The 11,934-nt window shown below is 63.2% G+C and carries 8 protein-coding genes; 5 read left to right on the forward strand and 3 right to left on the reverse strand.

What is annotated here, in order from left to right; all coding sequences use genetic code 11:
- The 4 genes from BLU39_RS20450 to BLU39_RS20465 all read left to right on the forward strand — a co-directional run bounded on the left by BLU39_RS20450 (position 1) and on the right by BLU39_RS20465 (position 9,370).
- The gene (locus tag BLU39_RS20450) at positions 1-2,946 is read left to right on the forward strand and encodes a TonB-dependent receptor plug domain-containing protein (protein WP_092716307.1); all 2,946 of its coding nucleotides are present in this window, start codon (positions 1-3) and stop codon (positions 2,944-2,946) included.
- Positions 2,947-3,435: 489 nt separating this feature from the next.
- Entirely contained in the window at positions 3,436-6,477 is a 3,042-nt protein-coding gene (locus BLU39_RS20455; protein WP_092716309.1) for a TonB-dependent receptor, read from the forward strand.
- A 66-nt stretch (positions 6,478-6,543) separates the two neighbouring features.
- Entirely contained in the window at positions 6,544-7,935 is a 1,392-nt protein-coding gene (locus BLU39_RS20460) for a Gfo/Idh/MocA family protein (protein ID WP_217635095.1), read from the forward strand.
- A gap of 127 nt (positions 7,936-8,062) precedes the next feature.
- Positions 8,063-9,370: a DUF3472 domain-containing protein gene (locus tag BLU39_RS20465; protein ID WP_254789024.1), complete on the forward strand. Its 1,308-nt coding sequence runs from the start codon at positions 8,063-8,065 to the stop codon at positions 9,368-9,370.
- 3 nt (positions 9,371-9,373) lie between these two features.
- Here the strand turns inward: BLU39_RS20465 and BLU39_RS20470 are convergent, their stop codons facing one another.
- The gene (locus tag BLU39_RS20470; protein WP_139143520.1) at positions 9,374-9,886 is read right to left on the reverse strand and encodes a hypothetical protein; all 513 of its coding nucleotides are present in this window, start codon (positions 9,884-9,886) and stop codon (positions 9,374-9,376) included.
- A gap of 275 nt (positions 9,887-10,161) precedes the next feature.
- Between BLU39_RS20470 and BLU39_RS20475 the strand changes: the two genes are divergently transcribed.
- The gene (locus BLU39_RS20475; RefSeq protein ID WP_139143519.1) at positions 10,162-10,803 is read left to right on the forward strand and encodes a hypothetical protein; all 642 of its coding nucleotides are present in this window, start codon (positions 10,162-10,164) and stop codon (positions 10,801-10,803) included.
- A gap of 73 nt (positions 10,804-10,876) precedes the next feature.
- Here BLU39_RS20475 and BLU39_RS20480 read toward each other — a convergent pair whose 3' ends face one another.
- Positions 10,877-11,254 carry a SirB2 family protein gene (locus BLU39_RS20480; RefSeq protein WP_092716313.1) on the reverse strand — a complete coding sequence of 126 codons (378 nt, stop codon included), beginning with the start codon at positions 11,252-11,254 and terminating at the stop codon, positions 10,877-10,879.
- Positions 11,255-11,338: 84 nt separating this feature from the next.
- Positions 11,339-11,785: a GNAT family N-acetyltransferase gene (locus BLU39_RS20485; protein WP_092716315.1), complete on the reverse strand. Its 447-nt coding sequence runs from the start codon at positions 11,783-11,785 to the stop codon at positions 11,339-11,341.
- Positions 11,786-11,934 lie beyond the last annotated feature (149 nt).

The raw sequence follows: 11,934 nt of genomic DNA on the forward strand, positions 1-11,934 counted from the left end.
ATGCACTTGAAAAAACTGATGGCCGCGATGGTGGCGGTGGGGCTGGCGTCGACAGCGCTGGCGGCGGAGGAGGAGAAACTGGCGCGTGTCGAAGTGACGGGATCGAGCCTGAAGCGCATCAACGCGGAAACGGCGTCGCCCGTCCAGGTGATCAACGCCAAGCAGATCGAGAACATGGGCGCGCTCACCTTGCTGCAAGTGCTCGACAACCTGCCCGCAGCCCGTCCGGCGCAGCAGGACTTCCGCTCGATGTTCACGGGTTCCGATGGCGGCTCGCAGGCGAACTTGCGCGGCATGGGCGCGCAGGGCACCCTGGTGCTTTTGAATGGCCGCCGCCTGTCGTTCTACGGCGCGCCGGCCGGCTTCCAGACCATGTTCGTCAATATCGACGCCATCCCCGCCGCCGCCATCGAGCGCATGGAAATCCTGACGGACGGCGCGTCGGCCGTGTATGGCTCCGACGCCGTGGCCGGCGTCATCAACGTGATCACCAAGAAATCGTACCAGGGCCTGGAAGCGCGCGCCAACGGCGAGTTTTCGCCGAGCGTGAAAGCGTATGGCGAGCGCCAGGCCAGCGTACTGTATGGCCTGGGCGACCTGGCCAGCGATGGCTACAACATCTACGGTTCCGTGAACGTCTACCAGCGCGACCGCATCGCGCTGGCCGATACGTACCAGAAGCGTCCCTCGTATTTTTATGTGAACAATCCCAATTTCATCCCGAACATGCGCGTGGGCGTGGGCAGCGAGCCGGGCGTGATGAATCCCGGGACCTTCTTTGTCTTCGACAAGGCGAAGAACAATGCGCGCACCCAGCGCGCCGTCAATGGCTGCAACACCAGCATCACCGAAGCGTCGGGCACGCGCTGCGTGTGGAATGCGCTGCCGAACCAGCTCGACACGGGCCCGACCTCGGAGCGCGCCACGGCCTACGTGAGCGGCCGGCTGAAGCTCGGTGGCGACATGGAAGCATTCGCGGAAGGCGCTTTCACCCACATCAAGATGCGCGGCGAGAACGGCCCGTCCACCTTCAACAGCGGCAGCACGAACAACTGGTTTGCGCGCAATACGGGCAATACCCTGAATACCTTCGCCACGCCTTTCCTGAGTCCCAACAACGTCTACCTGAAAGGCAAGCTCGATGCCGACATGGTGGCCAAGATGGGCGGCGCGGCCGGCTTGAACTATTTGCTGCAAGATGCGACGGGCCACTTCGGCCAGAAGAACGTCGATGAAAACTACCGCGCGCTGGTCGGCCTGCGCGGCAGCATCGGCGGCGGCTGGGATTTTGAAACGGCGCTCAGCGTGGCGGGCAGCCATTCGACCCTGTTCCAGACGGCGAACATCAACATCAAGGGCTTCGAGCAGGCATTCGGCCCGTTCACGAAGGACCCCGTCAGCGGCCGCACATATATCTCCGACAATCCCGCCTACCAGTTCGGCGAAATCAGCGAAGCGAATGCGGCGCTCCTGCGTGCCGCCTATCCGACGTTTGCCATCGAATCGTGGACCAAGCTGATGACGTGGGATGCGAAGCTGGAAGGTACCCTGTTCAAGCTGGGCGAGCGCGAAGTGCGCGCCGCCGTGGGTACCAACATCATGCGCGAGAGTTTTCTCACGCCCGGCAACGCGGATGCGGCCAATGGCCTGATCACGCAGCAGGGCGGTTCCTGGTTCGACGGCCGGCGCACCATCGCCGCCGTGTTTGGCGAAGTGGTGGTGCCGCTCAGCGACACCCTGGAAGTCAATGCGGCCGCGCGGCTGGACAAGTATCCGCATTTCTCGGCCAACCTGGCGCCCAAGCTGGGCGTGATCTGGCGCGCGCGGCCCGACCTGATGCTGCGCGGGACGTATTCGGAAGGCTTCCGCGCGCCCAACCTGGCCGAATCGGGCACGGGCGGCGTCTTTGCGCAGGTGGGCGGCATCCGCGACACGGTGCGCTGCGATGAAACGAATGCCATGGCGCGCGCGCTGATGAAGTCGAAGGTGGCGACGGATGCGGACCTGGGCAAGAGTTTGCTGAACTCGAACTGCTCGACGACGGTGGGCGGCCTGACGCCGCCGAACCAGAACCTGCGCCCGGAAAAGGCCAAGATTTCCACCGTGGGCCTGGTGCTGCAGCCGGCCAAGGACGTGAGCATCTCCATCGATTACTGGTTCATCAACCGCCGCGATGAAATCGTGCGGCAGGACTTCAACGAACTGTTTACGGAACTGGTGGACAAGTACGGCCCGACTCTGGCCGGCACGCCCAGCGCCATCCGCAATGGCTTGACCGATGCGGACCGGGGCAACGTGGCGGCGGTGGCGGCCATGTGCGCCAATCCCGCCAACGCGGGCGTGTGCGCGGGCGGCGTGCCCGGCTACTCGGTGGGCAACCTGGGCGGCTTGATCAACTCGTATTCGAACCGGGGCCGCACGCTGATGGACGGCGTGGACATCGATGCGCGCACGCGCTTCGGGCTCGGTGACTGGGGCAAGCTGAGCACGGGCATCGCGGCCACCATCCGCAAGCGCGACACCCACGACAGCGAAGACGGCAGCGACATCAAGGGCAATACCGTCGGCTACTACGATTCGCCGCGCTACCGCGCCACGGTCAACGCCGACTGGAGCTACCGCAACTTCGTCAGCAGCGTCTTCATCAACTATTCGGGCAAGACGCGCTGGGCCTACGGTCCCTGGGACAAGGACAACACGCCGGAAAACTGCACCGCCGCCTCGGTGGCGTTGCCGGCCGGCCAGTGCAAGGGCGCGCCGTCGTACACGACGGTGAACCTGGCCTTCAGCTGGAAGCCGGTGAAGAACCTCGACGTGGGCCTGAACGTGAAAAACGCGTTCAACAAGCAGCCTTACTATGACCCGAACGGCTGGGAAGGCTACAACCATAGCCAGGACCTGTTCGGCCGCCAGTTCGCCCTGTCGGCCAGCTACAAGTTCTTTTAATCCGTGACGATGCCCCGGCCCGCCAGCTGGCCGGGGTATTGTCATGGAAAAGAAAAGACAATATTCCGAAATGCGCAATACGAAAGATAAACGTAAGTGAAAGCAGATGACCATGCCTGCTTTCGCGTTTTCTCCCCAATTTTTTGCACTGATTCGCCGTTCCTTTGCACGTCAATACAGCCGCGTGTATCTGTTACGCCACGATAACGAAAGTTATTTTCCGCGAACTAGATTTAATCGAAAGATAAAAAGCCTGAATTTGCTGAATATAGCGATAAATTGCCGTTGTAACTTTCTTTTTGTTGACGATACTTATTTTTCTTTTTAAAGTAATCCCAAGAAAAGAAAATCAGCCGATACGGACTGGTTCCCGGAAGGTGCAACTGCCTGGCGCTACCTTCCGACGACCACCATAAAAATTGCATCCCCCCGACTTCGCCCTGGAGCGGGGAGGGCGCGCATAACCCTCGATATAGACGGAGAGACACCATGCATACCACCCGACTCAAATTGCGCGACATCAGCCGCGCCGCCGCGATCGTGATCGCCCTGGCGGCCGGCGTGCCAGGCCAGGCCTGGGCACAGTCGAACGCCACCAGCACCATTTTCGGCGAAGTGAGCGCGCCGGCCGGCGCCACCGTGGTGCTGGAAAACCTGGCGACGGGCGTGCAGCGCACCTTGACGCCGGATACGTCGGGCCGCTATGTGGCCAACTCCATGCCGCCAGGCCGCTATGCGGTGCGCGTGCTGCGTGCCGGTTCGGTGGAAGCGTCGCAGGAAGTCGAAGCCCTGATCGGCGCGGGCGCGGAAGCCAACTTCGGCCCGGCCAGCGCGGCCGGCGCCGTGGGCCAGGAGCAGACCGTCGTGGTGAAGGCGTCGCGCAATCCGATCGACGTGTCGAACACGAACAATGGCGTGATCTTCACGGCCAAGGAATTGAAGGCGCTGCCGGTCGGTAATGACGTGGCGTCCATCGTGCAGCTGACGCCGGGCGTTTCGCGCGGCACCAACAGCGTGTACGGCAATGCGCCATCGATCGGCGGCTCGGGCCAGTCGGAAAACGCGTTCTACGTCAACGGCTTCCCCATCACGAACATCCTGACCCAGGTGGGCGCGTCGGAGCTGCCGTTTGGCGCGATCTCGAACCTGCAGGTGCTGTCGGGCGGCTACGGTTCGGAATTTGGCCGTTCCACGGGCGGCGTGATCAACATCACCACCAAGAGCGGCGGCAACAAGGTCGAATTCGGCGGCAAGGTCTCCATCATTCCCCGTTCGCTGAAGGGCGAGCCGGAAAACACCTATTACCCGAACACGGGCGCCAATCCCAAGACGGACGGCAATCTGCTGTACTGGAACCGCGACAATGGCAGCACCAGCAAGGTGGTGGGCCTGTACGGCAGCGGTCCGCTGATCAAGAACAAGCTGTTCGCCTTCGTGGCGCTGGAACAGACGCGCACGGACAGCCAGTCCGTTGCCGCCGCCGCCGATTCCGGCACGGCCCTGGCGCGCGGCTGGAGCACGAGCCAGAGCAAGGTGGACCGCATGATGGCCAAGCTGGACTACAACCTGACGGACGACCATCACTTCGAATACACCAAGCTGTATGACCGCACGAAAACGGACAGCCAGGCGTATGGCTACAGCTACGCCACGCATGCGAGCAACGGCGTACAGGCAGGCAAGGGCGAGACGACGGTCAACTGCTGCGGTTCCTCGGCCGCGCCGGGCGCCAACATCGACATCTTCAAATACACGGGCTACCTGACGGACAACCTGACCGTAACGGCCATGATGGGCGAGTCGCGCACCTCGCACACCCGCACGCCGAACGGCTACAACCCGCTGCTGGCGCAAACGTCGTCGAATACGTCGACGCAGGTGCCCGGCCTGACGTACGCCAATCCGCAAACGGTGACGGGCACCCTGGTCGACCCGTCGTCGGAAGACCGCCAGAAAGCCAAGCGCCTGGATCTCGAATACAAGCTGGGCAAGCACTCGCTGCGCGGCGGCATCGACCGCATCGACGTGGAATCGAAAGTGGGCCTGAGCCTGGCCGGCGGCTACCGCTGGAGCTACCAGCGCGCGACCGATCCTAACCGGGCCATCAACGGCGCCTTTGAAACGCCGGCCCAGGGCGGCGGCTACGGCGCGCAGGGCTATTACGTCAGCAAGGACTTGAACGCCAACCTGGCGCGTCCGACCAGCGTGCAATCGGCGCAATACATCCAGGACCATTACCAGGTCACGGAACGGGTGCTGCTGGACCTGGGCCTGCGCCGCGAACAGTTCACCAACTACAGCACCGATGGCGTGGCCTTCATTTCCCAGCGCAACATGATCGCCCCGCGCGTGGGCGCCACCTGGGATTACCTGGGCGACGGCACCCTGAAGTTCTTCGCCAACGGCGGCCGCTACCACCTGCCGGTGCCATCGAATTTGTCGAGCAATATGGCCAGCCCCTTCCTGGCCACCAGCGAGATGTACACGTACACGGGCGTCGATCCCGTCACGGGCGCGCCGACGGGCCTGCATGCGATCAGCAAGCCATATTCGGCCAACAATGCGTATGGCCAGAGCCGCGACGCGCGCGAAGTGACGGCCATCGGCCTGAAACCGCTGTCGCAGGACGAATTCTCGCTCGGTTTCGAGCGCGCCCTGAGCAAGAAGCTGGTGGTGGGCGCCAGCGTCCTGTACCGCAAGCTGAACGACACCAACGACGACGTCTGCGACGCGCGTCCGCTGCAAGCCTGGGCCACGCGCAACAGCGTCGACACGAGCAACTGGGGCGGCTTCCAGTGCGCCATCATCAACCCGGGCCGCGACAACAGCCTGATGGTGGACTTCGACGACGGCAAGGGCTTGCGCCGCGTGGATATTTCGGCGGCGGAGTGGGGCAACCCGCTGCCATCGCGCACCTACCGCGCCCTGAACATGTTCGTCGAGCACCCGTACACGAATGGCTGGTACGGCAAGCTGACCTACACCCTGTCTGCGCTGAAGGGCAATATGGAAGGCCAGACGGACAGCATCGGCGGCGGCGACGTGGGGCTGACGGTCAGCGACGACCACAAGGAACTGATGTACAACGCGTATGGCTACCTGCCGGGCGACCACCGCCACGCCTTCAAGGCCTACGGCTTCATGCAGCTCATCCCGGACGTGATGGTCGGCGCCAACCTGTCGCTGACCTCGGGCGCGCCGCGCAACTGCATCGGCGCGCTGCCCGACAACCTGAAGTTCGAGAACGACTACGGCGATTCCTACTTCTATTGCGATGGCAAGCCGGCGCCGCGCGGCAGCCAGGGCCGCCTGCCATGGCAAGCCCAGCTGGACATGAATGTGGCCTATACTCCCAGCGCCATCAAGGGCCTGAGCCTGAAAGTGGACGTCTTCAATGTGTTCAACAGCCAGACCGTGACCCGCTACAACGAGACGCGCGAAGACCATGGCGCCATCGCCCGCAGCTATCTGCAGGTGGCCGGCCGCACGGCGCCGCGTTCCGTGCGCTTCACGGCGGAATACACCTATTAAACTGCAGCCGGCCTGCCGCGCGGCGGGCCGGCGACGATCATTACCAATGGAAGCGAGAAGAGACCAATGACGACACAAATCAATCGACGCAATTTCCTGTCCGCCAGCGCCGCGCTGGCCGGTGGCGCCATGACCGGCAGCGCACTGCTGCCTGGCGAGGCCAACGCCGCACCGGCCGCCGGCCGCGACAAGGTCCGCCTGGGCCTGATCGGCACGGGCATGCGGGGACAGGTGCTGCTGGCCGAACTGGTACGCCGCGACGACGTGGAAGTGGTGGCCCTGTGCGATATCGAACCGATCATGCTGAAGCACGCGCTGGGCCAGGTGGCCAAGGCCGGCAAGCCGCGTCCGCGCACGTACGGCGAAGACCGCGACCAGAAAGCGTACAAGCGCATGCTGGACGCGGGCGGCCTCGATGGCGTGATCATCGCCACGCCGTGGGAATTCCATGCGCCGATGGCGATCGCCGCCATGCAGGCGAAGATCGCCGTCGGCTGCGAAGTGGTGGCCGGCATCACCCTGCAAGACCACTGGGACGTCCTGAACACCCAGTTGAAGACGGGCACGCCGTACATGTTGCTGGAAAACGTGTGCTACCGCCGCGACGTGATGGCCGCGCTGCAGATGGTGCGCGCGGGCCTGTTCGGCGAACTGCTGCACCTGCAGGGCGGCTACCAGCACGATTTGCGCGCCGTGAAATTCAACAGCGGCAATCCGGCCAAGCCGTATGGCGGCGGCGTGGAATTCGGCGAGAAGGGCTGGTCGGAAGCCCATTGGCGCACGCAGCACTCGGTCGAGCGCAATGGCGAGCTGTATCCTAGCCACGGCATCGGCCCGTGCGCCATGTACACCAACATCAACCGCGGCAACCGTTTTACGCGCATCAACGCCTTCGCCACCAAGGCGCGCGGCTTGCACGACTACATCGTCAAGCAGCCGGGCGGCGCGCAGCATGCGAACGCCAAGGTGAAATTCAAGCTGGGCGACGTGGTCACCACCACCCTGGCGTGCGAGAACGGCGAAACCATCATCCTGCAGCACGATACGAGCCTGCCGCGCCCGTACTCGCTGGGCTTCCGCGTGCAGGGCACGGACGGCCTGTGGATGGACTTGAACAATTCGATCCACATCGAAGGCGTCAGCAAACCGCACCAGTGGGATGACTTCAAGACCTACCAGGACAAATATGACCACCCGGTGTGGCGCAAATATGCGGCGCAGGCGGAAGGTGCGGGTCACGGCGGCATGGACTTTTTCGTCATCCACGCCTTTGTCGAAGCGCTCAAGGCGAATGCGCCTATGCCGATCGATATCTACGATGCCGTGACGTGGAGCGCCATCACGCCGCTGTCCGAACAGTCGATCGCGGCCAACTTCCAGACCCTGGACTTCCCGGACTTCACGGGCGGGCAGTGGAAATCGCGCAAGCCGATCTTCGCGCTCGACGGCAAGTACTAAGCCTGCACAACCCGCTACCGCAGCAGTTGCCGTAGCGGGTTTTTTCTATCCACCCAGTTTTCAACCGCGGCGCAGGCGCGCAGGCCCGTGTTCGCCCGCCGCAAAGCTTCACCACCAGGAGACGTCGATGAAACACAGAAGTTCATTACTCTATGCCATCCTTCCCGCCATGCCCTTGCTGCTGGCAGCCTGCGGCGGCGCCACCGCCACGGGCAACGGCAATACGGCCTTGCTGGCGGCCAGCGTGGCGGCGCCCGCCACGACGGCGACCGTGGAACTGGCCGGCAACGCCTTCATCACCAGCGGGGATGCAGGCGCCGTCATCAACGAGCGCGGCCTGGCCGGCTGGAGCAGTCCCGATGCCGTCGCCAGCACGTATTTCCGCGTGGCCGAGGCGGGCCCAGTGCAGGTAGCGCTCGACGCCAGCCTGGCCGATGGCGGCAACAGCACCATCCGCGTGAAGATCAATGGCACGCCGTTCGACGTCAAGCTGGCCGGCAAGGAGCGCAAGACCTATGCCGTCGGCACGGTCAATGTGCCGGCCGCCGGCTATGTGAAGGTCGACATGCAGGGCTTGACACGCGTGAAGGGCACGTTCGGCGACGTGGCGGCGCTGAAGGTGACGTCGAACGCCGCGCTCACCTACGCGAATGATCCCGCCAATTACTACTGGTCGCGGCGCGGCCCGTCCGTGCACATGGGCTATACGGTGCCGGCCAATACCGAGTATTTCTATAACGAGATGACGATTCCCAAGGGCCAGGACGCCATCGGCTCCTACTTTATGGCCAATGGCTTCAGCCAGGGCTACATGGGCATCCAGGTGAAGTCGCCGAGCGAGCGCTGGATCTTGTTTTCCGTGTGGGACGCCGACAATGGCGCCAAGACCACCCTGGTCAGCAAGGGCGCCGGCGTGGTCGACAACGCCTTTGGCGGCGAGGGCACGGGCGGGCAGACCTATCTGTCGTATAACTGGGCGGCCGGCACGACGTACCGCTTCATCACGCGCGCGCGGCCCGACGGCAATGGCGGCAGCGATTACTCGGCCTGGTTCTTCGCGCCCGAGACGGGCAAGTGGCGCTACATCGCCACGTGGAAGCGGCCCGCGATCTCCACGTACCTGACGGGCGTGCATTCCTTCCTCGAGAACTTCATCGATACCCTGGGCTACACGGAGCGCCGCGTCCAGTTCGGCAACCAGTGGGCGAGGAACGTTTCCGGTACCTGGTCGGAAGTGACGGCCGGGAGGTTCACGGGCGACGCCACGGCCACGAATGCACAGCGCATGGATTATGCGGGCGGGCTGGAAAACGGCAAGTTCTACCTGCATAACGGCGGCTTCTTCGCCGACTATGTGAAAACCAGCCAGAACTTTACGCGGCCCGCGACGGGCCAGGCGCCGGCCGTCGATGTCAGCGCCTTGCCGATGCAGTAAGTCTTACCCTGGCCGCTTGCCTACCATCGCATCGATGCCGCGATAGTAGGTGAGCGGCCGGCCTATCGTCACGCCCATCAATGCCGCCGCCTGGATGATGTCGTCTGTGTCGCGCCGGTAGACGATCAGCGCATCCATTTCGTCGGAGCCGTTGCCGTCGATCTGGATCAGGTCATAGCCGCCTTCTTCCACGGCGCGCTGCGCCAGTTCCGTATCCAGCCACTCGAAATAGGGCAGCACGCTGCCGCCGCTTTCCTTGAGCAGTGCGTACGGGAAGTCGGGGAATTCGTCGAACATGTCCTGTATCTGTTCGTGCAATTCATCGATCTTGTCGCTCGACGCCATATGGCCGCCCAGCTGCGAGAGGAGTTCCAGCGCGTAGGCTTGCGCATCGCTGTCGACCCATTCCTCGCGCGGCGCGGAGGGAGCTTCGGTGATGGCGGCGACGGCGTCGTCGAGTTCCTCGCCTTCCAGATCACCGCAGGTCAGCTTGGTCAATAGTTCGGATAAGAGCATGGTTGCCTTTCAGGGGAGCAGCACGGCCACGGTGGCTGCCTTGTCGATGAAGTGGCCAATACTATCATTGCCGTGCAGCTTGCCGCGTTCCGCAGAAGTCGTATGGCGTCCTTTGACTACTTGTCAACTAGACATTTTCGTGCCAGACGGATACACTGAAAATATTTCCAATTAGCAATATTTATCTGGACTCATGCAGGCACAGGCGCGCTTGCCGTCCTTTGCCCTTTGCCCATCACTTGTGACCCATTTCTTCATTTTATTCAGGATCATCCATGTTTGTCCGAACCACCATGCTGCGCGCGCTGGCGTGCGCCGTCTTGCTGCCTGCGCTGTTGTCGGCCTGTGTCACCGGCCGCAATAGCGCGCCTGCGTTTACCTACACGACACCCGATCTTGCCAAGGGCGTTGTCGTCGGCACCGTGTTCGAGAGCTCCGTCTTCGAGGCGCATGGCGCCAGGTTCGGCATCGTCAGCAGCGACCCTGCCGCCCTCGAGGGCAAAAGTCTGTGGTTATCCAGCCATGCTCCCGCCGGCCAGGTCGCCTTGCAGAATGTCTTGCCAAAAGTACCTACGGGCAAGGGCAGCACCTTTGCGCTGCAGCTGACGCCGGGACGCTACAGCGTCATCATCTGGCTGCTTGACTATGGATTCAGGTCCAGGTACTCCGAATCGTCGCCGAAGCCGATCGAGTTTGACGTCGTTGCTGGCAAGGTCATCTACCTGGGACGTCTGGATGCCAACCGTTTCCTGCAAGTGGCTTCGATACACGACAATTTCGAGGAAGATATCGCATACCTGAAGAAAAATCCCTTGCTGGCCAATGCCAGCATCGAGAACAAGGCGCTCGAGGTGCGTGAATGGTGGCTAGAGGACGCCCTTGGCAAGGAAATTCAGGAAAGAAACCGCGCCAAATAAGCACCTGCAGGTCGCGCCGCGCACGCGTCACTCTGTACTGCAGGCGCGACCCTGCGCTACATTTTTTGCTGCATCAGAGCGGCCAGGCCTGTTTGGTCACGGCTACGGCGACGATGTAGGCGAAGACCAGCACGGCGAGCGCGAAGGCGGTGCCGCGCACGGCTGGCGTCTTGCCCCGTTTCAGGGCGATGGTGCCCAGCACGATGTAGGCCACCAGCGCGCACAGCTTGGCGGCCAGCCAGGGCTGGCTGCCGGGCGACTGGCCGCTCCATACGGCCAGGGTGATGGCGCTGGCCAGCAAGGCCGTGTCGACCAGGTGCGGCAGCACTTTGACCCAGCGCTGCTGCAGGGCGGGCGAGGCGCGCAGCATCCACGCGCCGCGCAAGAGGAAAAGGCAACCGCTGGCGGCGGCGCAGCCCATGTGGAAATGCTTGAGGCTCAGATAGTCCATATGTCCCTGCGGTCGTTAGTCAAAGTGGCGCCAGCATAGCCGCCTTTGGCGCGCCGCGCCATACGCCGTCGGAAGGACGCGCAATCAGCGGCACCATTTCATGTACACGAGCTCCGGGTCTCCCTCGTCGAGATGGTCGATCTGGCCGCTGCGCACAAAGCCCGCGCTGGCGAACAGCCGTTGCGCGGCGCCGTTGGACTGGTTCGTCGAGGTGAAAAGCTTCACCGTCGTGCACGCGGCTTCGGCTGCCGCCAGCAGGTGCACGCCCACGCCGCGCCGCTGGTGGGCGGGAGCGACCACCACCAGCGAGACAAAGCCGTAATCGAAAAAATCGTCGCGCGTGAGGACATAGCCTGCCACCTGGCCGGCCCGGATGGCCACCTGGCAGTGCCCCTGGCCGACGGCGGCTCGCACGGCCTCGCCCCGGCTGGGGTGCGCCTGCGCATACGCATCGCAGGCCAGCATGGCGTCCACGTCGCCCGGCAGCGCCGCGCGCGTGATGATCCCGTCTGCTTCGTGAATGTCTTGCATGCCGCTCCTTTTCTCCAGGCGCCGAGTGTGCCAAAAATACATGCGTTTGTAAAACACCCGCCATCCAGGCTAGGCATATGCCACGTCATCTAGTCACTTTTGCCGATGCGGCTATCCAGATTGCCTTTCCAGAATCACCCTGTGGCCGA

The sequence above is a fragment of the Janthinobacterium sp. OK676 genome, assembly GCF_900103595.1.
In the GTDB taxonomy this organism is placed as follows: domain Bacteria; phylum Pseudomonadota; class Gammaproteobacteria; order Burkholderiales; family Burkholderiaceae_D; genus Janthinobacterium.

What these genes read in the sequence shown, in the direction of transcription:
- BLU39_RS20465 (WP_254789024.1), top strand. Translation starts at nt 8,063, where the DNA reads ATGAAACACAGAAGTTCATTACTCTATGCCATCCTTCCCGCCATGCCC.
- BLU39_RS20480 (WP_092716313.1), bottom strand. Translation starts at nt 11,254, where the DNA reads ATGGACTATCTGAGCCTCAAGCATTTCCACATGGGCTGCGCCGCCGCC.
- BLU39_RS20455 (WP_092716309.1), top strand. Translation starts at nt 3,436, where the DNA reads ATGCATACCACCCGACTCAAATTGCGCGACATCAGCCGCGCCGCCGCG.
- BLU39_RS20485 (WP_092716315.1), bottom strand. Translation starts at nt 11,785, where the DNA reads ATGCAAGACATTCACGAAGCAGACGGGATCATCACGCGCGCGGCGCTG.
- BLU39_RS20475 (WP_139143519.1), top strand. Translation starts at nt 10,162, where the DNA reads ATGTTTGTCCGAACCACCATGCTGCGCGCGCTGGCGTGCGCCGTCTTG.
- BLU39_RS20470 (WP_139143520.1), bottom strand. Translation starts at nt 9,886, where the DNA reads ATGCTCTTATCCGAACTATTGACCAAGCTGACCTGCGGTGATCTGGAA.
- BLU39_RS20450 (WP_092716307.1), top strand. Translation starts at nt 1, where the DNA reads ATGCACTTGAAAAAACTGATGGCCGCGATGGTGGCGGTGGGGCTGGCG.
- BLU39_RS20460 (WP_217635095.1), top strand. Translation starts at nt 6,544, where the DNA reads ATGACGACACAAATCAATCGACGCAATTTCCTGTCCGCCAGCGCCGCG.